This is a genomic window from Hymenobacter glaciei (genome assembly GCF_039539585.1).
In the GTDB taxonomy this organism is placed as follows: domain Bacteria; phylum Bacteroidota; class Bacteroidia; order Cytophagales; family Hymenobacteraceae; genus Hymenobacter; species Hymenobacter glaciei.
The window spans coordinates 83,213-105,151 of record NZ_BAABDK010000021.1 but is presented as its reverse complement, the minus strand read 5'-3'; the positions used below and the strand labels follow the sequence as shown (position 1 = coordinate 105,151).

17 protein-coding genes are annotated in these 21,939 nt (G+C 61.1%); 3 read left to right on the top strand and 14 right to left on the bottom strand.

The features are described from left to right. Window positions 1-27: 27 nt before the first annotated feature. From ABD837_RS13485 to ABD837_RS13475, 3 genes are all read right to left on the bottom strand, one after another. Window positions 28-1,851, bottom strand: a complete 1,824-nt coding sequence (locus ABD837_RS13485) for a glycoside hydrolase family 43 protein (RefSeq protein WP_345055387.1) — start codon at window positions 1,849-1,851, stop codon at window positions 28-30. Window positions 1,852-1,869: 18 nt separating this feature from the next. Next, entirely contained in the window at window positions 1,870-2,727 is an 858-nt protein-coding gene (locus ABD837_RS13480) for a fumarylacetoacetate hydrolase family protein (RefSeq protein WP_345055385.1), read from the bottom strand. A gap of 132 nt (window positions 2,728-2,859) precedes the next feature. After that, on the bottom strand, window positions 2,860-4,545 hold the full coding sequence (locus tag ABD837_RS13475; RefSeq protein WP_345055383.1) for a sodium/sugar symporter: 1,686 nt from the start codon (window positions 4,543-4,545) through the stop codon (window positions 2,860-2,862). A gap of 294 nt (window positions 4,546-4,839) precedes the next feature. On the opposite strand from ABD837_RS13475, the gene ABD837_RS13470 reads away from it, so the two are divergent. Further along, window positions 4,840-5,883 (top strand): YeiH family protein, encoded by a 1,044-nt coding sequence (locus tag ABD837_RS13470; RefSeq protein ID WP_345055381.1) that lies wholly within the window; start codon window positions 4,840-4,842, stop codon window positions 5,881-5,883. A 150-nt stretch (window positions 5,884-6,033) separates the two neighbouring features. Here ABD837_RS13470 and ilvA read toward each other — a convergent pair whose 3' ends face one another. The 11 genes from ilvA to ABD837_RS13415 form a co-directional block, all read right to left on the bottom strand. Next, window positions 6,034-7,299, bottom strand: coding sequence for a threonine ammonia-lyase IlvA (ilvA, locus tag ABD837_RS13465; protein ID WP_345055379.1), 1,266 nt, complete (start codon window positions 7,297-7,299; stop codon window positions 6,034-6,036). A gap of 370 nt (window positions 7,300-7,669) precedes the next feature. Then, the gene (ilvC, locus tag ABD837_RS13460) at window positions 7,670-8,731 is read right to left on the bottom strand and encodes a ketol-acid reductoisomerase (protein WP_345055377.1); all 1,062 of its coding nucleotides are present in this window, start codon (window positions 8,729-8,731) and stop codon (window positions 7,670-7,672) included. 181 nt (window positions 8,732-8,912) lie between these two features. Further along, window positions 8,913-9,515: an acetolactate synthase small subunit gene (gene ilvN / locus ABD837_RS13455; RefSeq protein WP_345055375.1), complete on the bottom strand. Its 603-nt coding sequence runs from the start codon at window positions 9,513-9,515 to the stop codon at window positions 8,913-8,915. Window positions 9,516-9,648: 133 nt separating this feature from the next. Next, window positions 9,649-11,424, bottom strand: coding sequence for a biosynthetic-type acetolactate synthase large subunit (ilvB, locus tag ABD837_RS13450; RefSeq protein ID WP_345055373.1), 1,776 nt, complete (start codon window positions 11,422-11,424; stop codon window positions 9,649-9,651). 57 nt (window positions 11,425-11,481) lie between these two features. Next, window positions 11,482-13,239, bottom strand: coding sequence for a dihydroxy-acid dehydratase (gene ilvD / locus ABD837_RS13445; protein ID WP_345055371.1), 1,758 nt, complete (start codon window positions 13,237-13,239; stop codon window positions 11,482-11,484). A 130-nt stretch (window positions 13,240-13,369) separates the two neighbouring features. Then, window positions 13,370-14,257 carry a branched-chain amino acid transaminase gene (locus tag ABD837_RS13440; protein ID WP_345055369.1) on the bottom strand — a complete coding sequence of 296 codons (888 nt, stop codon included), beginning with the start codon at window positions 14,255-14,257 and terminating at the stop codon, window positions 13,370-13,372. A 296-nt stretch (window positions 14,258-14,553) separates the two neighbouring features. Then, a complete protein-coding gene (leuB, locus tag ABD837_RS13435; protein ID WP_345055367.1) occupies window positions 14,554-15,672 on the bottom strand; it encodes a 3-isopropylmalate dehydrogenase in 1,119 nt (372 codons plus the stop codon). Then, window positions 15,666-16,274, bottom strand: coding sequence for a 3-isopropylmalate dehydratase small subunit (gene leuD / locus ABD837_RS13430; RefSeq protein WP_345055365.1), 609 nt, complete (start codon window positions 16,272-16,274; stop codon window positions 15,666-15,668). Before leuD ends, leuB begins: the two co-directional genes overlap by 7 nt. 132 nt (window positions 16,275-16,406) lie before the next feature. Then, window positions 16,407-17,801: a 3-isopropylmalate dehydratase large subunit gene (leuC, locus tag ABD837_RS13425; protein ID WP_345055363.1), complete on the bottom strand. Its 1,395-nt coding sequence runs from the start codon at window positions 17,799-17,801 to the stop codon at window positions 16,407-16,409. A gap of 107 nt (window positions 17,802-17,908) precedes the next feature. Beyond that, complete coding sequence (locus ABD837_RS13420; RefSeq protein WP_345055360.1) at window positions 17,909-18,073, bottom strand: hypothetical protein; 165 nt, start codon at window positions 18,071-18,073, stop codon at window positions 17,909-17,911. A 1-nt stretch (window position 18,074) separates the two neighbouring features. Then, on the bottom strand, window positions 18,075-19,241 hold the full coding sequence (locus ABD837_RS13415; RefSeq protein ID WP_345055358.1) for a 2-isopropylmalate synthase: 1,167 nt from the start codon (window positions 19,239-19,241) through the stop codon (window positions 18,075-18,077). Between the two features lie 166 nt (window positions 19,242-19,407). Here ABD837_RS13415 and ABD837_RS13410 point away from each other — a divergent pair, with 166 nt between their 5' ends. Beyond that, complete coding sequence (locus ABD837_RS13410) at window positions 19,408-20,952, top strand: hypothetical protein (RefSeq protein WP_345055355.1); 1,545 nt, start codon at window positions 19,408-19,410, stop codon at window positions 20,950-20,952. A gap of 281 nt (window positions 20,953-21,233) precedes the next feature. Then, entirely contained in the window at window positions 21,234-21,908 is a 675-nt protein-coding gene (locus tag ABD837_RS13405) for a flavin reductase family protein (RefSeq protein ID WP_345055352.1), read from the top strand. Window positions 21,909-21,939 lie beyond the last annotated feature (31 nt).

Sequence of the window (21,939 nt, the reverse complement as noted above, 5' to 3'; positions counted from 1 at the left end):
CGTTTAATCACTGCATGACACCCAATTCTACTCCAATAACTGGGTCACGTGCCACCAGTCCACGTCGGCGTAGCCAGCGTCGTTGGTACGGCCCACGCGGCTACAGAACAGGCCCATTTTAGCCCCAATCCAACGGCCTTCACGGGCCGAAAACGCTTCCCCTATCTCCTCGAAGTTTTCGCCGTCGAGGCTGTAGCTGAAGCGGCAGCGGGCCCCGGCGCGCACTGCTACCCGCAGGTAAACAAGGCCGGAAGCGGGCGCGCTGATGCGCACGGGCACGGTGCTGGTTTCGAGCGTGAGCTGGTCGGTGTTGCGGCAGGTAGCCAGGGCGAAGCTCCAACGGCCTTTGTTGCTGCTCACCGACAAGTAGGCATAATCGAGCCCGTCCATTATCAGCCCCACCTGTTCGCCCTCGGCCCGGGGCACGAAGGTGAGTTTCGCAGTGGCAGTGAAGGTTTCGGCGGGCAATTTCTGCAGCAGGCGGCTGGGTACCAGGCCGTAGTTTTTGAAATCGGCCGGCAGGGTTTGGGCATAAAGACGCAGGTAACCTTGCGGGCCATTGGGCATGGCCCAGCCCGCCTGCGGGTTGGCCGGCCACTGCCACTGCGGCCCCAGCGCGACGCCCTCGAACTCGTCGGAAGTCGGCGGTGCCGCCAGGGCAACGGGCGGCCCGGGTACACGGGGCTTGCGGTAGCGCAGCACGGGCTGGCCGCGCCCGTCGCCGTCGGGGTCGGTGCCGATAACGGGCCAGTCGTTTTGCCACACCATGGGCTGCAAGTGCACAACCCGACCGTAGGGGCCCCGGTCCTGGAAATGCAGAAACCAGTTCTCCTGCCCATCGGGCGTATCAACCCATGCGCCCTGGTGCGGGCCATTGATGGCCGTTTTGCCCTGGTCCATCACAATGCGCGCCTCGTAGGGGCCAAACACGGTTTTGGCCCGCAGGACGGTTTGCCAGCCGGTGGGCACCCCGCCGGCGGGGGCAAAAATGTAGTAATAGCCGTGGCGCTTGTAGAGCTTGGGGCCTTCGATGGTGGGGTGCTCGGCGTGGCCGTCGAACACGAGCGCATCATCGCCAAACAGGTGCAGGCCGTCGGGCGTCATCGGGCTCACGGCCAGCACGCTTTTGATGCCGGCGCGGCTGCCCGCAAAGGCGTGCACGAGGTAGGCGCGGCCGTCATCGTCCCACAGCGGGCAGGGGTCAATCCACCCTTTGGCTTCCTTGATGAGAGTGGGCTTATCCCAGGGGCCGGCGGGGTTGCGGGCGCGGGTCACGTAGATGCCCCTATCCGGGTCGGGGAAATACAGGTAAAACTGCTGGTTGTGGTAGCGCAGAGCCGGGGCCCATACGCCGTTGCCCGGCTGCGGCAGCCGGAAAGCGGCCGGTAGTTCGGGCAGGGCGTTGCCCAGCAGCTCCCAGTTCACCAGGTCTTTCGAATGCAGAATAGGCAGGCCCGGCAGGCTGCTGAAGCTGGAAGCCGTAAGGTAGTAATCGTTGCCCACGCGCACCACGTCGGGGTCCGAGTAGTCGGCATTCAGCACGGGGTTCTGGTAGGTGCCATCGCCGAGGTCGGGCTGCCACACTGGGGGCAGGCCAGAGGTAACCACAGGGGCGGCAGCTATGGGCGCAAGAGTGGCCTTTTTCGGCATCCGCGCCGGGCGTGCTCCTCGCGCCGGTTTAGCAGCAGGGGCTTGGCCCGCAACCGGCAGCAGCGGCAGCACCAGCAGGCTCGCTAACAGCAGCAGTAGTTGTCCTTTCCTGCCCAGGCTCTGGGCCGCACCCTGCTCCCCGGCGGCCCGGCAGGCAGCTCCAGTGCTGATAGCTTCCGGCCAGGTCGCGGTGCAGTGCATAAGGGCGTACTATGGATATTAAGCAGGCGAATAAGCCCGCAGCACCTGGCGGGCGCTGCCCAAGCCGTCGATGCCCATCTCGACTATGTCGCCTGGGTTCAGATATTGCGGGGGCTTCAGGCCTATGCCCACGCCAGCCGGGGTGCCGGTCGAGAGCACATCACCAGGCAGCAGGGTCATAAACTGGCTGACGTAAGAAATCAGAAAGGGCAGCCCGAAAATGAGTTTGGCGGTGTTGCTGTCCTGTTTGGGTTGGCCGTTCACCGTCAGCCAGAGGCGCAGGTTGGCGGGGTCGGCAATCTCATCGGGCGTTACGAGCCAAGGGCCCAGCGGCGCGAAGGTATCGCAGCCCTTGCCTTTGTCCCAGGTGCCGCCGCGCTCCAGCTGGAAGGCCCGCTCCGACACGTCGTGGTGCAGCACGTAGCCAGCTACGTAGTCGAGCGCGTCGGCTTCGGTTACGTAGGAGGCGCGGCACCCAATTACCACGGCCAGCTCCACCTCCCAGTCGGTTTTCTCGGAGCCGCGCGGGATGATGATGTCGTCGTTCGGCCCGGCCAGGGCACTGGTGGCTTTTAGGAAGAACACCGGTTCGGCAGGGTAGCCCAGGCCCATTTCATCGGCGTGGTCGGAGTAGTTCAGGCCCACGCACACGATTTTCGAGGGGCGCGCCACGGGCGGGCCGAGGCGCTCATCGTCCGGCAGCACCGGCAGCTCGCCGGCCTGCGCCTGCACAAAGGCCGCCAGCCGCGCCGGACCGTTGGTGGCGAAGAACTGCTCGTTGTAGTCTTCGCCGAAGGCAGCGACATCGTACCGTTTCCCATCGAGCAGGACTCCCGGTTTTTCGTGGCCGGCGGGGCCGTAGCGTAACAATTTCATTTGAAGCAAAATAAAGTTTGAAAGCTATAAAACGGGTAGAGACGCAACATTTTGCGTCTCCTCGCGAGCAAATCGTTCAACGAGGAGACGCAAAATGTTGCGTCTCTACCTACATTACCCCAGCAGGTTTGCCTACCAGTACACGGTGTAGAGCGTGGTGATGATAACCAGAATAACCGCCACGCCGGCCAGGAAGCTGGGCTGCGGACGGAACATGGTGCGGTCGACTTCGAGGCCGTTGGTTTTTACGCCACGGTTGGTTTCGAAAATACTGATAACGACCATGGCCAGGATGCAGATGATGAACACGAAGCCCATGCGGTCGAGGAAGGGGATTTCATATACACCCTCGGCATTTTTCACCGCGAAGCCAAAGGGCGCCAGGCCCGACAGGTCCGCCCAATTGGGCAAGAACTTGAACAGCACCGACAGCAGGAAGCCGCCAATGGTAGCAAACAGGGCCGCCGTCGAGGTGGTGCGCTTCCAGAAGAAGCCCAGGATGAACATGGCGAAAATGCCCGGCGACACGAAGCCCGTGTACTCCTGAATGTACTGGAACCCGCCTTTTTTGTCGATGCCTAGGTGCGGTGCAATCAGCACGCCCATAATCATGGCCACGACTACGGCAATTTTGCCGGTGGCTACCAGCGTCTTTTCCGAAGCTTCGGGGTTGATGACTTTCTTGTAAACGTCGAGCGTGAAGATGGTGGCAATAGAGTTGGCTTTGCCAGCCAGCGAGGCCACCACGGCGGCCGTGAGGGCGGCGAAGGACAAGCCCTTCAGGCCCACGGGCAGGATGTTGAGCAGCACCGGATAGGCGCGGTCGGGGTTCAAATCGGCGCCGGCACCAAACTCGGCCGAGCCAAATACATCCTGCTTATAGAGCACGAAGGCCGCGATGCCGGGCAGCACCACAATCACGGGCATCAGCAATTTCAGGAAGGCGGCGAACAGGATACCGGCGCGGGCCGTGGGCAAGTCGGCGCCCAGGGCGCGCTGGGTAATGTATTGGTTGCAGCCCCAGTAGTTCAGGTTCACAATCCACATGCCACCGAGCAGCACCGTAAGTCCCGGCAAGTCGATGTAATTTGGGTTGTCGCGCTTGAAAATCATGTGGAAGTGGTCACCGGCCTCCGAGGTGAGCAGGTTGAAACCGTTGATGACGCCGCTGGTGCCGTTGTGCTCGGCCACCAGGTTCAGGGCCAGGTAGGTGGTAGCCAGGCCGCCCAGAATCAGGAAGAACACCTGAATCACGTCGGTGAAGCCAATCACCTTCATGCCGCCCAGGGTGATGAGGACGGCGAACGCGGCCAGCATGTACAGGCAGAAGGTGAGGTTGAGGCCCGCGATGCTGCTGATGGCAATGGCACCGAGGTAGAGAATCGAGGTCAGGTTGACGACGATGTAGAGCGCCAGCCAGAACAGGGCCATAATCATGGCCACGGTGCCGTTGTAGCGCTGGCTCAGGAACTGCGGCATCGTGAAAATGCGGTTCTTGAGGTACACCGGAATGAAGAACGTGGCCACCACGATGAGCGTGATGGCAGCCATCCACTCGTAGGTGGCAATAGCCAGGCCCATTTTAAAGCCCGAGCCCGACATGCCCACAAATTGTTCGGCCGAGATGTTGGAGGCAATCAGCGAAGAGCCGATGGCCCACCAGGTAAGCGAGCCCTCAGCGAGAAAGTAGTCTTTCGAGTCGCCTTCGAGGGTGCCGTCGTGCCCGGTTTTGCGGCGGTAAATCCAGATGCCGTAGCCGGCAACGATGATGAAGTAGACGAAAAAAACGATGTAGTCAATCGTTGCGAGCTTGTTCATTGAGCAGCGTTGAAAAAGAGAGTGCAGTAAGTTGCCAGCGGAAGGAACGCAGCGGGCAGACTATGAAAAAGTAATGTTCCGCCAAAAAAACCGCTTCTGAAAGGAAAACCTGGTATTTCTTTCCGTAATCGATTGTGGTAGGCGCGCGGCCCAAAGTCATTCCGCCTCGCCAGCAACCAGTAGTACTGGCGCAGCGGAAAGGCCTATTATAATCTCAGGTAATTCCGAATAACACTTTTCAATTACCCAAAACATGGGCAGCTACGTAATTTTGACCCAACTACATGCGCTCCCATGCCTGCTCCCACCCAAGCCCCACCCACCCACATTACCCCAGCGGCAACCGAACCAGTGGCAGCACCTGCGGCCGGTTTCTGGCGCGCTTTCCATACGCCGCATCTGGTGGCGGGCTACCCCGTTACGGGGCAGCAGGTGGTGTTTGGGCTGCTGCTCGTGTTTTGCCTCACGCCTTGGGCCTCGCCGCCGGTGGCGCTGGCGCTGGGCCTGGTACTGGCCCAAACGTTGGGCAACCCCTTCCTTTCCCAAACCAAAGCCGCTACGGCCAAGCTGCTGCAATACTCGGTGGTGGGCCTGGGCTTCGGCATGAATGCCCACGCGGCGGTGCAGGCCGGCCGTGAGGGCATTTTGTTCACGGTGGCTTCCATTTTCGGTACGCTGGTGCTGGGCTACTTGGCGGGGCGCTGGCTGGGGCTGGGCCGCCACGTTACGCACCTTATTTCGTGCGGCACCGCTATTTGCGGGGGCAGCGCTATTGCGGCCGTGGGGCCGGTGCTGCACGCCAAAGATGAAGAAATGTCGGTGGCGCTGGGCACGGTGTTCGTGCTTAATGCCATTGCGCTGTTTGCCTTTCCGCCCATCGGCCACGCCCTGGCCATGACGCAGCAGCAGTTTGGCCTGTGGTGCGCCATTGCCATTCACGACACGTCGTCGGTAGTGGGGGCGGCCAAGGTCTACGGCGACCAGGCGCTGCAGGTAGCCACCACCGTGAAGCTGGCCCGGGCCCTCTGGATTATCCCGGTCAGTATTGGCACGGCCATGCTTTTCAAGCAAAAGGGTGTTAAAATCACGATTCCCTATTTCATCTTCGGTTTCATCGCGGCCATGCTGCTGAACACCTACGTGCCCGCCCTGCATCCGCTGGGTCCGGTGCTGGTGAACCTGGCCAAAATCGGCCTCACGCTGACCCTGTTCTTTATTGGTGCTGGCTTGTCGGCCAAAATCGTGCGCTCGGTGGGCGCCCGGCCGTATGTGCTGGGCGTGCTGCTGTGGGTGGTTATTTCGAGTGTTTCGCTCTGTGTAATTCTGCACACGGTGTAGAATCTATAACGCAAGAATGAACGTCATGCCGAGCGCAGCCGAGGCATCTCGCGTGCAACAGTAACTCAATTGTTCAACGATGTTGATTAGTGGTGGCACGCGAGATGCCTCGGCTGCGCTCGGCATGACGGGCTTCCTTTAATCAAGCTGCTACACCAGCAGCGCCAGGAAATCGGGCTGGCCGTTGAGGTATTCGAAGCGGAAGCCCTCCTCCCCCATGCGGGTTTTGATGGCTTCCACGTCGTGCGGCTGCTTCACTTCGATGCCGACGAAAACGGGGCCTTTTTCCTTGTTGTTTTTCTTGATGTACTGGAAGTGGATGATGTCGTCGCCCTCGGTTAGCACCTGGTTCACGAAGCGACGCAAAGCGCCGGGAGCCTGGTTGAAAGTCACCATGAAGTAGTGCTTCAGGCCCTGGTACTTGGCGGCGCGCTCCTTGATGTCCTCCATGCGGGTGATGTCGTTGTTGGAGCCGCTCACCACGCACACCACGGTTTTGCCCCGGATGCGGGCGGCCAGCTGGTGCAGGGCCGAGATGGTGAGCGTGCCCGCAGGTTCCAGCACCATGCCTTCCTCGTTGTACATCTTTAGCAAATCGAGGCAGACCTGGCCTTCGGGCACCAACACTACTTCATCGAGCAGCTCACGGCACAGCTCGTAGGTGAGTTGGCCCGGGCACTTCACCGCCGCGCCATCCACGAAGCTGTCGATGCTGGCCAGCGCCGCGTGCTGCTGGTTTTGGATGGCATCGTGCATCGAAGGCGCGCCCAGCGGCTGCACGCCAATGAGCTTGGTGGCCGGGCTCAATAGCCGAAACACGCTGCCTACGCCCGCCGCCAGCCCGCCCCCACCAATGGGCATAAAGCAGTAATCAATCGGCCCGGGAGCGGCTTTCAGAATCTCCAGCCCCACGGTGGCCTGCCCTTCCACGATGGCTAAATCATCGAAGGGGTGAATAAATGTGCTGCCGCGCTCGTCGCAGAATTCCCGGGCCTCGCGAAATGAGTCGTCGAAGCTGGCCCCGGTGAGGATGACTTCCACGAACTCTTTGCCAAAGAGGCGCACCTTGTCGACCTTCTGGGCCGGCGTTTGGGCGGGCATGAAGATGTAGCCCCGCAGGCCCAGCAGCTGGCAGGCGTAGGCCACGCCTTGGGCATGGTTGCCGGCGCTGGCACACACAATTTCGCGCTCGCCGGCAATGGGCGGCAGCGTGCTCATCTTGTGGTAGGCCCCGCGAATCTTGTAGGAGCGCACTACCTGCAAGTCCTCCCGCTTGAGCAGCACCGTGGCTTCGTAGAGACGTGAGAGGCCGTGGTTTTGCAGCAAGGGCGTTTTGTAGATGACATGCTTGAGGTTGCGCGCCGCCCGCTCCACGTTTTTGAGCAGCACGGCGGGCTGAGCCACTATTTGGTCCATATGCTTGCATTTAAGTAGTCGAGAAAAAGTAATTCGGCATCGGCCCGGTCCGACCGCCCTAGGCGGTCGGACCGGTTGAAGCACCTCCGGTTTTGCGCTGACGACAACCGGTCGGACCGCCTAGGGCGGTCGGACCGGGCCGGACGATGACCTGATTACTTCTGCTCGATTACTTAACAGGTGAAAAGCGGCCTGGTACCAAGGCACCGGCTATTCTTGCCTTCCAAAAAAGGAAAGGGCTAGGGCTGAAACATATTCTTCGGTTTACAAGCAATAAGTTTCAGCCCTTGGAACATATTTTGAAACTCTTCCCGAATATGTTTCAAAGCCTGAAACTTATTTAGAATCAGCTCCCGAATATGTTTCAAGTCTAGGCTTCCACCCTCTCGACGGCTTTGGAGCGCAGCTGGCGCACGGTCGCGCCGGTGGCCCACAGCTCCGACTCGCGCACTTCTTTCAACTCGGCTTCCAACTCCTGGCGGTAGTTGGGCGTGGTGCCGCGCTCGATGGTGCGGCGCGCTTCTGCGCCGCTGGCCACACTGTCGTACAGCTCATTGAGAACGGGCAGGGTGGCTTCGCGGAAGCGGCCCTTCCAGTCCAGCGCCCCGCGCTGGGCGGTTACCGAGCAGTTGGCAAACATCCAGTCCATGCCGTTTTCGCCCACCAGCGGCACGAGGCTCTGGGTGAGCTCTTCCACGGTTTCGTTGAAGGCCTCGGAGGGCGAGTGGCCCCGCTGGCGCAGCACCTGGTATTGGGCTTCGATGATGCCGGCCAACGCGCCCATCAGCACGCCGCGCTCGCCGGTGAGGTCGGAGTACACTTCCTTCTTGAAGTCGGTTTCGAACAAATAGCCCGAGCCCACGCCGATGCCCATGGCAATGGCCTTTTCCCAGGCTTGGCCCGAAGCATCCTGAAACACGGCGAACGACGAGTTCAGCCCACCACCGGCCAGAAACAGGCGGCGCAGGCTGGTGCCGCTGCCCTTGGGCGCCACCAGAATCACGTCCACATCGGCGGGCGGGATGATGTTGGTCTGGTCGTTGAACGTGATGCCGAAGCCGTGCGAGAAATACAGCGTTTTGCCCGGCGTAAGCTTGCTTTTGAGCAGGGGCCACAGCGCAATCTGGCCCGCATCCGACAGCAGGTTGCAGATGATGGTGCCGCGCTCGGCCGCTTCTTCCAGCGAAAACAGCGTCTCGCCCTCCACCCAGCCGTCGCGGATGGCCCGGTCCCACGACGGCGTGCCCTGGCGCTGGCCGACGATGACGTTGAAGCCGTTGTCGCGCATGTTCAGGGCCTGGCCCGGGCCCTGCACGCCGTAGCCGATGACGGCAATGGTGTCGTTCTGGAGGTATTCCAGCGCCTTTTCAAGCGGGAATTCGTCGCGGGTGATGACGGTTTCGTCAACGCCGCCGAAGTTGATTTGTGCCATAGAGGTTGGGGTTTTGAAGGGTTTAGTATTGAATGTTCTGGCGTTCGCCTCACCCTCCCGGCCCCCTCTCCGGCGGAGAGGGGGAGCCAAGCGACAGAGGCTTTATTTGTTTCAATAGAATTGATGGTCGTTGAACCGCTGTGCCCCCCTCTCCACCGGAGAGGGGCTGGGGGTGAGGCGGCTACATCGTAAACACCGCGTCGCGGCTGTTCAGAAACTCGTTTTCGGCCACGTCTTCGCCGGGCTCGCGGCGCTCGAACTCGCGCAGCTTGTGGTTGAAACCGTCGCTGGCTTTGATGATGGCAATGCGGGCGCTGCGCACGAATTCGATGAGGCCGTAGGGCTGCAATACCTTGATTAGCGCGTCAGTCTCCTCGCGGTGGCCCGTCGTTTCAAACACCGTATAATCCTTGCGAATGACTACGGCGCGGGCCCCGTTTTCGCGCAGCAGGCGCTCCACCGAGGCGCGCTCGGCTATCACGTCGGTGGGCACTTTGTAGAGGGCCATTTCCTGCCAAATCACGTCGGCGTTGGTGTTGTAGTATACTTTCAGCACCTCCACCTGCTTCTCAATCTGGCGGGCCAGCTTGCTCACTACCTCTTCGGTTTCGGTGATGACGATGTTGAAGCGGTGGATGCCTTCGATTTCGGAAGGCGACACGTTCAAGCTCTCGATATTGATTTTGCGGCGCGAAAAAATGATGGCAATGCGGTTGAGCAATCCCACCTGGTTTTCGGTGTAGGCCGTGATGTTGTATTCCTGGCGGTCGATGGTGAGGAGCATGGTTTCGGGGCGATGTAGAGACGCGACCCATCGCGTCTCGGCGTGTGCTGATGTTGTTATGACTGCGCGGCGCAGAGTGTTTTTGGCGGGCCGTTCTGGCGGGAGACGCGAAGGGTCGCGTCGCTACACCGTGCTACCGCAGCCGTATTTCCGCCACGCTGCAGCCTTGCGGCACCATCGGGAAGATGTTGTTTTCCTTGGCCACCAGCACTTCCAGCAGGAAGGAGCCGGGCTGCTCCAGCATCTGCCGCAACGCGGGCTGCAAAGCCTCACGAGCTTCCACACGGCGGCCGGCGATGCGGTAGCCAGCGGCCACGGCCACGTAATCGGGGCTTTCGATGTCGACGAAGGAGTAGCGGTGCTGATGGAACAGCTCCTGCCACTGCCGCACCATGCCCAGGAAGCGGTTGTTGAGGATGATGATTTTCACCTCGACGCCGGTTTGCATGATGGTGCCCAGCTCCTGGATGGTCATCTGCACGCCGCCGTCGCCGATGATGGCCACTACCGGCCGGTGCGGCGCACCGAATTTGGCCCCAATAGCGGCCGGCAGCGCGAAGCCCATCGTGCCCAGCCCGCCGCTGGTGATGTTGCTGCGGGTGTGGTTGAAGCGGGCGTAGCGGCAGGCCACCATCTGGTGCTGGCCCACGTCGGTCACGATGATGGCCTCGCCCTGCGTCAGCTCGTTGAGCTGTTGCAGCACCTCGCCCATCGTCAGCTCCTCGCCGGTGGGGAACAGCTCGTCTTTTATCACGGCGGCTACTTCCTCAGCCATGTAATCCTGAAAGCGCTGGTGCCATTCGGGGTGGCTTTTCGACTCGATGAGGGCGGTGAGCAGCGGCAGGGTTTCTTTGCAGTCGCCCCACACGGGCACGGTGGCGGCCACGTTTTTGTCGATTTCGGTAGGGTCGATGTCGAGGTGAATAACCTGAGCCTGCCGGGCGTACTTGTCGAGGCGGCCCGTTACCCGGTCGTCGAAGCGCATGCCGATGGCAATGAGCACGTCGCACTCGTTGGTGAGCACGTTGGGGCCGTAGTTGCCGTGCATGCCCAACATGCCCACGTTCAGCGGGTGGTCGGTGGGCAGCGCACCCGCGCCGAGGATGGTCCAGGCGGCCGGGATGCCGCTTTTTTCGATGAAATCCTTGAACTCCTGCTCGGCTTTTCCCAAAATCACACCCTGGCCCCAAAGCACGAACGGGCGCTCGGCCTGGTTGATGAGCGCCGCCGCCTCACGCAGGTATTCGGGCCGCACAATGGGCACCGGCCGGTAGCTACGAATGTGCGTGCACGGCACGTAGGGCGCAAAATGGAACGGCTGGAGCTGGGCGTTTTTGGTGATGTCGATGAGCACCGGGCCGGGGCGGCCGCTGCGCGCGATGTAGAACGCCTTGGCCAGCGCTTCGGGGATTTCCTCGGCCTTGGTCACCTGGTAATTCCACTTCGTAACCGGCGTGGTGATGTTGATGATGTCGGTTTCCTGGAAGGCATCGGTGCCCAGCAAATGCGCAAATACCTGCCCCGTGATGCACACCAGCGGCGTGCTGTCAATCTGCGCATCGGCCAGGCCCGTTACCAGATTGGTGGCGCCCGGCCCGCTGGTGGCAAACACCACCCCTACCCGGCCCGAGGCCCGCGCATAACCCTGCGCCGCGTGGATGCCGCCCTGCTCGTGGCGCACCAGCACGTGGTTCAGCCGGTCGTGGTAGTCGTAGAGGGCGTCGTAGATGGGGATGATGGCTCCGCCGGGATAGCCGAACACGGTGTCTACGCCCTCGGCCAGTAGGATGTCGAGCACAGCCGTGGCCCCGGTAGCAGTGGGGGCTAAGGTTTCTTCTGCAGCTAATGGAGCAGCAAAAACCGTGGTTTCCGGCTCGGCTAGGGCTATGGTTGGCTCAGTGGTTAACATGGATTTGAGCTTGAATTCGGTTTTATGGCGCGGCTGGGCCAGGGGGTGAGGTTGGCGTCAGGCCGAGTAGTGGGTGATGGTGTCGCGGAGCAAAGGCTCCGCGCTACTTTCTTCCAATAAATCGGTGATGCAGCCGTGGCTGGCGTCGCTCACGGTGCGGATGTATTTCAGCAGCACGCCCTGGCGCACGGTGGGGCGCGGGCGCTGCCACTGGCTGCGGCGCAGCTCCAGCAAAGCCGGCTCAATCTGGATATCAATGGTATTAGCGGCCGCATCGAGGATTATCCAGTCGTCGTTTTCGACCAGCGCGATGGCCCCGCCGTCGTAGGCCTCGGGGCAGACGTGGCCGACCACGAAGCCGTGGGTGCCGCCCGAAAAGCGGCCGTCCGTAATCAGGGCCACCTTATCGCCCAGCCCCGCCCCAATAATGGCAGACGTGGGCTTGAGCATTTCCGGCATGCCCGGCCCGCCCTTCGGCCCTACGTAGCGAATCACCACCACCTGCCCGGCTTTGATGCTGCCTTGGGTGATGCCTTCGTTCAGCGCCTCTTCGGAGTCGAACACGTTGGCCGGCCCTTCAAATCGCAGCCCTTCCTTACCCGTGATTTTGGCCACTGCACCGCGCGGGGCGAGGTTGCCATACAGAATCTGGATGTGGCCGTCGGCCTTAATTGGGTTGTCAAACGGCCGTAACAAATCCTGCTCGGCACCCAGCGGCTGCACGTCGGCCAGGTTTTCGGCCAGGGTTTTTCCGGTCACCGTCAGCAGGTCGCCGTGGAGCAGGCCGGCATCGAGCAGGGTGCGCATCACGGCGGGCACGCCGCCCAGGGCCGAGAGGTCTTCCATGAGGTACTTGCCGCTGGGCTTGAGGTCGGCCAGCACCGGCACGCGGTTGCTCACGGCCTGGAAATCCTCCATGCTCAGCGGCACACCGGCCGCGTGGGCAATGGCAATGAGGTGCAGCACGGCGTTGGTGGAACCGCCCAGCACCGTTACCACCACCAGCGCGTTCTCGAAAGCTTCGCGTACCAGAATATCGCGGGGCTTGATGTCGCGCTCCAGCAACCGGCGCAGGTAGGCCCCAGCGTCGAGGCATTCCTGGTTTTTCTCCACGCTCACGGCGGGCAGCGACGATGAGAACGGCACGCTCATGCCCAGCGCCTCGATGGCGGCGGCCATGGTGTTGGCGGTGTACATGCCACCGCAAGCGCCCGGCCCCGGGCAGGCATTGTGAATGATGCCGCGGTAATCTTCGTCCGAAATCTGGCCCTGCAGCTTCTTCCCATAAGCCTCAAAACACGACACGATGTTGAGCTGCTGCCCCTTGAAACTGCCGCCCTTAATAGTGCCGCCGTACACCATCAGGCTCGGCCGGTTGAGGCGGGCCATGGCGATGAGCGCGCCGGGCATGTTCTTGTCGCAGCCCACCACGGTGGCCACGGCGTCGTAGTTGTGCGCGCCCGCCATGGCCTCAATCGAGTCGGCAATAATCTCGCGCGACACCAGCGAAAACCGCATGCCCGGCGTGCCATTCGTAATGCCGTCGCTCACCCCAATCGTGTTGAAGCGCAGCCCCACCAGTCCCTGCGCCTGCACCCCCAGTTTCACGCCGTCGGCCAGCGCGTCGAGGTGCATGTTGCAGGTGTTGCCCTCAAACCCCGTGGAACAGATGCCCACAAATGGCTTGCGCAAGTCCGCATCCGACAACCCCGAGCCGATGAGCATGGCCTGCGAGGCCGGCAAGCTGTCGTCCTGGGTGTAGATGCGGCTGTATTTGTTGAGAATCATGGTGTGGTTGGGGTAGCAGGTTTTCATTATCGGGCTGTTCGGACGTCATGCAGAGCGTAGCGAAGCATCTCGCGTGTGGTAGTAATTCAGTCGTCAGAATTAGTGGTGGCACGCGAGATGCTTCGCTACGCTCTGCATGACGGGCTTTTTACATCGTTCAGGCATTCTGCTCGACCAGCGCGCCCGTCACTAAGGCCCGGTAACGCTCGGCCAGCTGGGCACCCAACGTTTCGGAGAATGGCGTGCTGAATTCCAGCTCGTCGATGGCGGCAATGCCCACAACTTCGGCGGCAGTGCCGGTGTAAAAGGCTCCAGTAGCGCCCTGCAGCTCGTCGGGCGTGAAGAACTTTTCCGTCACGCGGATGCCGGCTTCGCGGGCCAAATCGATGATGGTGTTGCGGGTGATGCCGCGCAGAATGCTGCCCTGCGGGGCGGTAAACAGCTCGCCGTCTTTCTCGAAGAAGAAATTGGCGCCGGGGCCTTCGGCTACGTAGCCGTTCATGTCCAGCAATAAGGCTTCATCGTAGCCGCGGCCTTTGGCTTCGGAACTGGCGATGATGGAGTTGACGTAGTGCCCCGACACTTTGGCTTCGATGGGCACGGCCTTGGGGTTGGGGCGCTGGTAGGGCGAGATGGTGAGGCGCAGGCTCTGGTCGCCGAGGTACTTGCCCCAGTCCCACACGGCAATGAGCAGGTTGCTGCTGCTGGCGTGCTTCAGGGTCATGTTGGGGTCGCCGGCGTACACCAGGGGCCGGATGTAGGCATCGGCCAGGTTGTTCTTTTCGAGCAGCTGGTAGGTGATGTCGGTTAGCTCATCTACTGAATAGTGGAAAGGCAAGCCAATGCTCTGGCAGGAGTAGTGCAGCCGCTCGTAATGCTCCTGCGCTTTAAAAATCTGCGTGCCGCTGGGCGTTGCGTAGGCGCGAATGCCTTCGAAAACCGCGTAGCCGTAGTGCAGCGACTGGGCGTAGGCACCCACCACGGCTTCATTGGCTTTCACGAACTCGCCATCCACAAAAGCCAGGGTATCGGAATTGAAATACATGTGCGTTAAAACTTGAAAGAGAGAAGGGTGTATCGAAAAAAAGCCTTTCTAAGCGCGGGGCTTAGAAAGGCTTTTGCAGGGTGCATCAAGCTGTTCCTAAACGCCCGCCGGGCAAGGAGTAATGACAGTAAAGAAGAACAGACAGCGTTTTTTCATGGGTATTTAAAACGTCATGCTGAGCGCAGCCGAGGCATCTCGCGTGGGGTAGTAATCCAATCGTTGAAAAGAGTTAGTGGTGGCACGCGAAATGCCTCAGCTGCGCTCGGCATGACGTTCTAATACCATCCTTCAAGCGGTCAGATAATCGTGCTAAGTCCGATTTCGACGTTGTACTTATTCCACTGCTTCTCCCGCGAGTCAGCAACCCAGAAAGCAATGTAGTTGCCCACTTCTTCGGTGGTGTAAGGCGCGGAGTGATTGAGTTCCTGGGTCAGAATGCCGTTGTTGAGTGCTTCGTCCACAGCTTCGCGCACGAGGGCCGCTTCTTCGTGTAGTTCCAGGTGCGCGAGCAGCATGGCAGCCGAGAGAATGGCGGCAATGGGGTTGGCAATGCCCTTGCCCTTGGCCTGCGGGTAGGAACCGTGGATGGGCTCGAACAGCGCCACTTGCGCGCCGATGGAGGCCGAGGGCAGCAGCCCCATCGAGCCGGCAATCACCGACGCCTCGTCGGAGATGATGTCGCCGAACATGTTCTCGGTCAGAATCACATCGAACTGCGTGGGGTTGAGGATGACCTGCATGGCGGCGTTGTCCACGAACAAGTAGTCCACCGTCACCTCGGGGTATTGGGTTGCCATTTCGCGCACCACTTCGCGCCAGAGGCGGGAAGTTTCCAGCACGTTGGCCTTGTCCACGAGCGTAAGATGTTGCCGGCGGCCGGCGGCGGCCTGAAACGCCAGGTGCGCGATGCGCGCAATTTCGGGACGGCTGTAGGTGCAGTGGTCGTAGGCCACTTCACCATCGGCGGTGCGGCCCTTCTCGCCGAAGTATATACCGCCGGTCAGCTCCCGGAAGATGAGCATGTCGGTGCCTTCGATGCGCTCCCGTTTTAGGGGCGAATGGGCCAGCAGCACATCGTAGGCCACCACGGGGCGGATGTTGGCGAACAAGCCCAGCTCCTTGCGCAGGCGCAGCAGGCCTTGCTCGGGGCGCACCTTGGCGCTGGGGTTGTGGTCGTACTTCGGGTCGCCGATGGCGCCGAGCAGCACGGCATCGGCGTTGCGGCAGGCGGCGAGAGTTTCGTCGGGCAGCGGGTTGCCCGTGGCGTCGATGGCGCAGGCGCCCACCGGGTGCGAGCTCAGGTCGAAGTGGTGGTGGAACCGCTCGGCCACGGCTTCGAGCACCTTTACGGCCTGCCGGCACACTTCCGGCCCAATGCCATCGCCGGGCAGTACGGCTATTTTCTTGCTTACCATTTTGTTTCCCAGGTCCAGTTTCGGTTTTGTTCGTAGGCCTCGATGGCGGGCTGCTGGCTCACCAGGTAGTCGATGTCGTCGTAGCCGTTAATCAGGCATTCCTTTTTGTAGGCGTCGATGTCGAAGTGAAAGCTCTCGCCGGTGGCGGGTACGTGCAGCGTCTGCTCGGGCAGGTTCACCACGAATTGGGTGTCGCCATCCTTTTCCGCAAGGGTGAACAGGCGGGCCAGCCCGGCATCGGTTACTTGCAGGGGCAGCAAGCCGGTGTTCAGCGCATTGCCCCGGAAGATATCGGCGAAGTAGCTCGAAATCACCACCCGAAAACCGGCATCGTACAGCGCCCAGGCGGCGTGCTCGCGGCTGGAGCCGCAGCCGAAGTTCTTGCCCGCCAGCAAAATCTGGCCCGCATAGCAGGCATCGTTGAGCACAAAGTCGGGCTTCGGCGTTCCATCGGCGTTGTAGCGCCAGTCGCGGAACAGGTTTTCGCCGAAGCCTTCCCTGGTCGTCGCCTTCAGGAAGCGGGCCGGAATAATCTGGTCCGTGTCGATGTTTTCGAGCGGCAGCGGCACGGCGGCGGAGTATAGGGTTTGGAATTTTTCCATTGGAGTAGTGACAAAATCGGCTGTCATCCTGAGCTTGCGAAGGACCTTATCAGGTCAGAACGATGGGCAGTAATTCAATTGGTGCGGGCGTGATAAGGTCCTTCGCAAGCTCAGGATGACAGAGAAAAAAACTCAGTTCAAATACTGCGTGATGTCTACAATGCGCCCCTGTACGGCCGTAATCGCCGCCACCAGCGGACTCGCCAGTAACGTGCGCGACCCTGGCCCCTGCCTTCCCTCGAAGTTGCGGTTCGAGGTAGCCACACAGTAGGCCCCGGCGGGGATTTTGTCCTCGTTCATGGCCAGGCAGGCGCTGCAGCCCGGTTCGCGCAGTTCAAAGCCGGCGTCGGCCAGAATCCGGTCCAGACCCTCGGCAATGGCTTGCTGCTCTACCTGCTTGGAGCCGGGCACGATGATGGCCTCGACGTGGCCGGCCTTGTGCTTGCCCCGCACGTAAGCCGCTACCGCCCGCAAATCCTCGATGCGCGAGTTGGTGCAGCTGCCGATGAATACGTAGTTAATTTCCTTGCCCAGCAGCGACTCGCCTCGCTGGAAGCCCATGTACTGCAGTGCCTTGTCGAAGCTCTCGGCTTCGCTGGCCGGCACTTCGCTGGGGATGTGGCCGTTCAGGGCGATGCCCATGCCGGGGTTGGTGCCGTAGGTTATCATCGGCGGGATGGCGGCCGCATCGAAGCGGTGCTCAACCTCAAAAACTGTGTCTCCGTCCGAATACAGCGTTTTCCAATAAGCCACAGCCTGCTCCCACGCGGCTTCTTTTGGCGCATAAGGCCGTCCCTGTACGTAGGCGAAAGTCGTTTCGTCGGGGGCAATGAGGCCGCCACGGGCACCCATTTCAATACTCATGTTGCACACCGTCATGCGGCCTTCCATGCTCAGGGCGCGCACGGCGCTGCCGGCGTATTCCACGAAGTAGCCGGTAGCGCCACCCGTGCCGAGCTGCGCAATCACGTAGAGAATCAAGTCCTTGGCCGTGACGCCGGGCCCCAACTCGCCTTCTACCGAAATGCGCATGCGCTGGGGACGGCTGAGCAGCAGGCACTGGGTGGCCATTACCTGCGCCACCTGGCTGGTGCCGATGCCGAAGGCCACCGCGCCGAACGCGCCGTGCGTGGAAGTGTGGCTGTCGCCGCACACAATGGTAGTGCCGGGCAGCGTGAGGCCCAGCTCCGGCCCAATAACGTGCACGATGCCCTGGCGGGCGTGGCCCAGGCCATACAATTCCACGCCATATTTGGCGCAGTTAGCGGTCAGCTTATCTACCTGCGAGCGGCCCAGGGGGTCGGCAATGGGCAGGTGCTGGTTGCGGGTGGGCACGTTGTGGTCGGCCGTGGCGAGGATGCGCGCGGGCCGAAACAGCGGCAGGTCGCGGGCTTCGAGTTCATCGAACGCCTGCGGGCTGGTCACCTCGTGGATGAGGTGCCGGTCGATATAGACGATATCCAGGCCGCCGGGCGCGGGTTGAACCACGTGCGCTTCCCAGATTTTATCGAATAAGGACTTGGCCATTTTTGGTAGAGACGCCTATTTGCGTCTCGTCGTATGGTGGTTTTGGATGGAAATCCAGGAGCATCTATCGTTCAATGACGAGACGCGAATACGCGTCTCTACCTCGTTCAGGCTTCCGTTTGGGTGAAATCAGGAGTGGTGGGGGCGGCTTGCTGAACCACGGCCACGGCGTAGCTAATCCAGTCGGCGTAGCGCTGGGGCGCTGGTTCTTCGGGTTGGTGCTTATTGGCAGCAGCCGTGAGGCTGGTATAATGGTCGTTGGAGGTGTTCATATCAGTTAGCGGTAATGAGTTTTTCCTGTTCAACTAATTCGTGCAAGTCCTGGTCCACGACTTCCCGTTGGCGGTCGGCCAGCTCCATGAAGCGGGCGTAAGCCTTATTCAGCTCGGGCTTTTCGAAATCGTAGCCCAGCTTCTGGAGGCGGTAGGCCAGGGCGGCGCGGCCGGAGCGGGCCGTGAGCACGATGGACGAGTCGGCCACACCCACTTCTTTGGGGTCGATAATTTCGTAGGTTTCGCGGTGCTTGATGATGCCATCCTGGTGGATGCCGCTGGAGTGCGAGAAGGCGTTGGCGCCCACAATGGCCTTGTTGGGCTGCACGGGCATGGTCATCAGGTGCGACACCAGGGCCGAGGTTTCGGACAGCAGGCGGGTGTTGATGTTGGTGTGCAGGTTGAGGTAGGGGTGCTGGCGCAGAATCATCACCACTTCTTCCAGAGCCGTGTTGCCGGCGCGCTCGCCCACGCCATTTATCGTGCATTCAATCTGGCGGGCGCCGTTCATCACGCCGGCGATGGAGTTGGCGGTAGCCAGGCCAAGGTCGTTGTGGCAATGCGTGGACAGCCGCACGGTGTGGATGCCGCGCACGTTTTCGTGCAGAAACTTAATTTTGGCGCCGTATTCCTGGGGCAGGCAGTAGCCGGTGGTGTCGGGGATGTTGAGGACGGTGGCGCCGGCTTTAATAGCCGCCTCGCAAACGCGGGCCAAGAATTCGTTGTCGGTGCGGCCGGCGTCTTCGGCATAAAACTCCACGTCTTCCACAAAGCTTTTGGCGAGCTTCACGGCGGCGATGGCGCGGGCCAGCACGTCCTCCCGCGTGGTGCAGAGCTTGTGCTGAATGTGAATATCGGACGTGCCGATGCCGGTGTGAATGCGCGGGTAGCGAGCGGGCCGCAGGGCCTCGGCAGCCACGCGAATGTCGTTTTCGACGGCCCGCGAGAGGCCGCATACGGTGGCTTCGCGGGTTTGGGCAGCAATGGCCTGCACGGCGGCAAAATCGCCGGGGCTCGACACCGGGAAGCCGGCTTCGATGACGTCGACGCCGAGCTCTTCGAGCTGGCGGGCAATGAGAAGCTTCTCGTCGCGGTTTAGCTTGCAGCCCGGCACCTGTTCGCCGTCGCGGAGCGTGGTATCGAAGATATGGATTTGCTGGGTAGCCATGCGATAATTGCCCGGAAGCATTGGGCTGAGCGTGTGAATAGGTCGGCAAGAACTACCCCACGCCTGCGCCGCAAAACCACATTTTTGGAAATCTTACTATTTCCAAACCCCGGTTTTTATCTAATAAACGGCTGCCTTTCACACACTTGCATTAGCACCTTATACAATGCCTACCAAAAGCCAGGAGCCTGTTTTTCAGTTAATAAAGTCCCTGACGCGGACCGAAAAGCGCCATTTCCGGCTGTTCACCAACCGGCCGGGCCCAAGCGAGGACCTCAAATTCTTGCTGCTTTTCGATGCGCTGGACGCGCTGGATACCGCCGATGACGCGGCCGTGCTCGCCCAGGTGCCCAGCTTGAAGCGCGCCCAATTGGCCAACCTCAAGGCCAGCCTCTACCGGCAGTTGCTGGCCAGCCTGCGCGTGTACCACGCCAGCCAGAACCCCGACATTCAGCTCCACGAGCAGCTCGACTACGCCCGGGTGCTCTACAACAAGGGCTTCTACCAACAGGCGCTGCGCATGCTGGAAAAGGTGAAACAGGGCGCGCGCCAGGCCGAAATGCCGCACATCGTGCTACTGGCCCTCGACTTCGAGAAGATTATCGAAAGCCAGTACATCACCCGCAGCCTGAAGGACCGCGCCGATACCCTCACCGCCGAGGCCACCGATACCGTGGCGCACCTGGCCAACCAGCACGCGCTCAGCAATGCCTCGCTGCGCCTTTATGGGCTGTACTTGAAGGCCGGGCACGCCCGCAACCGCGCCGACCACGAGCGGGTAACGGCGTTTTTCCGGGAGCAATTGCCGCCGCAAATGCCTAGCGGAGGTGGCTTTTTCGAGAAGCTCTATTTCTACCAGGCCCACGTGTGGTACCACACGCTCAACCAGGATTTCCGGGCGGGCTACCGCTATGCCCAGAAGTGGGTCGACTTGTTTGAAGCCGCGCCGGCCATGAAGGAGCTGCAAACCATGCTCTACATCAAAGGGCTGCACAACCTGCTGGCTTCGCTTTACAACCTGCTGTACTACAGTAAATTCAAACAGGTGCTGGTAACGCTGGAGGAATTTGCCGCCAACCAGACGCGGCGCAGCAGCCCTAACACCGAAATCCTGCTGTTTCAGTACCTCTTCACCAACCGCATCAACGCTTACTTTCTGGAAGGCCGCTTCACCGAGGGCCTGACCATCATCCCAGACCTGCTGGAGCAATTGGAGCGCTACAAGCCGCAGCTCGACCTGCACCGCACGCTGGTGCTGTACTACAAAATTGCCAGCCTGTACTTCGGCAGCGGCGAGTTTGCGAAGGCCATCGAATACCTGAACCTGATTATCCAGCACAAGGAATTGAGTTTGCGCGAGGACCTGCAATGCTTCGCCCGCATCCTGAACCTAATTGCGCACTACGAGGCCGGCGACGACGCGAGCCTCGATTATCAGATTCGCTCGGTGTACCACTTCCTGGGTAAGATGGACGACCAGCAGCCCATGCAGGTCGAGATTTTCCGGTTTCTGCGCAACGTGGGCAACATCGCGCCGCACGAGGTGCGGGATGCCTTTGTCCGGCTCCGCGACAAGCTCATCGTCATCGCCGCCACGCCCTACGAGAGCCGGCCGTTCCTGTACCTCGACATCGTTTCGTGGCTGGAAAGCAAAATTTCGAACGTGTCGGTGCAAGAGGTAATGCAGCGGAAGTTTCGGGGGATGAAGTAACTGACGTTACACCGCCAGGCACCCCGCGCCGCTTAAACTATTCCAACGGCGTGGAGATACGAACTGAAAGTTGGCGCTACTGCCTGGCGGGCTTCTCAAACAAAGTCGTGCACAACATCCCTAAAGTAAGTAGCGCGAACGCTGCGAGTTCGCGTGGGACCGTATTGGCTGGGTATTTTGAGGGAAGTAGGCAAGTAGTCGAGAATGCCGCAAGAATCGGGTTTTCGGCCGGGCGGCGCGGCGGGAGCTTTGCAGCATAATTCACCTTCGATTGAAACTCCATGCACATTGCTAGCGAACCCGCCATTCTGTATTTCGGCACGCCGGTCGTGCTCATCAGCACCGTCAACGCCGACGGCTCCGTGAACCTGGCCCCCATGTCGTCGGTGTTCTGGCTGGGGTGGCGGGCCGTGCTGGGGCTGGCTGCTCCGTCGCAAACCACCCAAAACCTGCTGCGCACTGGCGAGTGCGTACTCAACCTGCCGTCGGTTGATTTGGTAGGAGCCGTGAACCGCCTGGCCCTCACCACCGGCTCGGACCCGGTACCCGCTGGCAAGCAGCAGAAAGGCTACCGCACCGAGCGCGACAAGTTCGGCACGGCGGGCCTGACGCCGGTGGCCGCCGATACCGTGGCGCCCCCACGGGTGCGGGAGTGCCCCGTGCAGCTCGAAGCCGTAGTGGAAGCCGTGCATGGCCTAGCCGACAACGACGCGGCCATTCGCGGCCGGCTGGTCAGCATCGAAGTGCGGGTTCAGCGCGTGCACCTCGAAGAGTCGATTTTGCTGGCCGGGCACCCCAACCGCGTAGACCCCGATAAGTGGCGGCCGCTCATCATGAGTTTTCAGCATTTTTATGGCCTCGGGGCGCGGGTGCACGACTCGGCCCTGGCCGGCATTGCCGAGCACCTCTACCGCAGCCCCGACGTGGACCGGGCCCGGCAGGCGCTGGCGCAATAGGCCGCAGGAGCAGGGACGGCGGCCCAAAGCA

Coding starts and splice junctions, on each gene's coding strand:
- ABD837_RS13485 (WP_345055387.1), bottom strand. CDS start 1,851: ATGCACTGCACCGCGACCTGGCCGGAAGCTATCAGCACTGGAGCTGCC.
- ABD837_RS13480 (WP_345055385.1), bottom strand. CDS start 2,727: ATGAAATTGTTACGCTACGGCCCCGCCGGCCACGAAAAACCGGGAGTC.
- ABD837_RS13475 (WP_345055383.1), bottom strand. CDS start 4,545: ATGAACAAGCTCGCAACGATTGACTACATCGTTTTTTTCGTCTACTTC.
- ABD837_RS13470 (WP_345055381.1), top strand. CDS start 4,840: ATGCCTGCTCCCACCCAAGCCCCACCCACCCACATTACCCCAGCGGCA.
- ilvA (WP_345055379.1), bottom strand. CDS start 7,299: ATGGACCAAATAGTGGCTCAGCCCGCCGTGCTGCTCAAAAACGTGGAG.
- ilvC (WP_345055377.1), bottom strand. CDS start 8,731: ATGGCACAAATCAACTTCGGCGGCGTTGACGAAACCGTCATCACCCGC.
- ilvN (WP_345055375.1), bottom strand. CDS start 9,515: ATGCTCCTCACCATCGACCGCCAGGAATACAACATCACGGCCTACACC.
- ilvB (WP_345055373.1), bottom strand. CDS start 11,424: ATGTTAACCACTGAGCCAACCATAGCCCTAGCCGAGCCGGAAACCACG.
- ilvD (WP_345055371.1), bottom strand. CDS start 13,239: ATGAAAACCTGCTACCCCAACCACACCATGATTCTCAACAAATACAGC.
- ABD837_RS13440 (WP_345055369.1), bottom strand. CDS start 14,257: ATGTATTTCAATTCCGATACCCTGGCTTTTGTGGATGGCGAGTTCGTG.
- leuB (WP_345055367.1), bottom strand. CDS start 15,672: ATGGTAAGCAAGAAAATAGCCGTACTGCCCGGCGATGGCATTGGGCCG.
- leuD (WP_345055365.1), bottom strand. CDS start 16,274: ATGGAAAAATTCCAAACCCTATACTCCGCCGCCGTGCCGCTGCCGCTC.
- leuC (WP_345055363.1), bottom strand. CDS start 17,801: ATGGCCAAGTCCTTATTCGATAAAATCTGGGAAGCGCACGTGGTTCAA.
- ABD837_RS13420 (WP_345055360.1), bottom strand. CDS start 18,073: ATGAACACCTCCAACGACCATTATACCAGCCTCACGGCTGCTGCCAAT.
- ABD837_RS13415 (WP_345055358.1), bottom strand. CDS start 19,241: ATGGCTACCCAGCAAATCCATATCTTCGATACCACGCTCCGCGACGGC.
- ABD837_RS13410 (WP_345055355.1), top strand. CDS start 19,408: ATGCCTACCAAAAGCCAGGAGCCTGTTTTTCAGTTAATAAAGTCCCTG.
- ABD837_RS13405 (WP_345055352.1), top strand. CDS start 21,234: ATGCACATTGCTAGCGAACCCGCCATTCTGTATTTCGGCACGCCGGTC.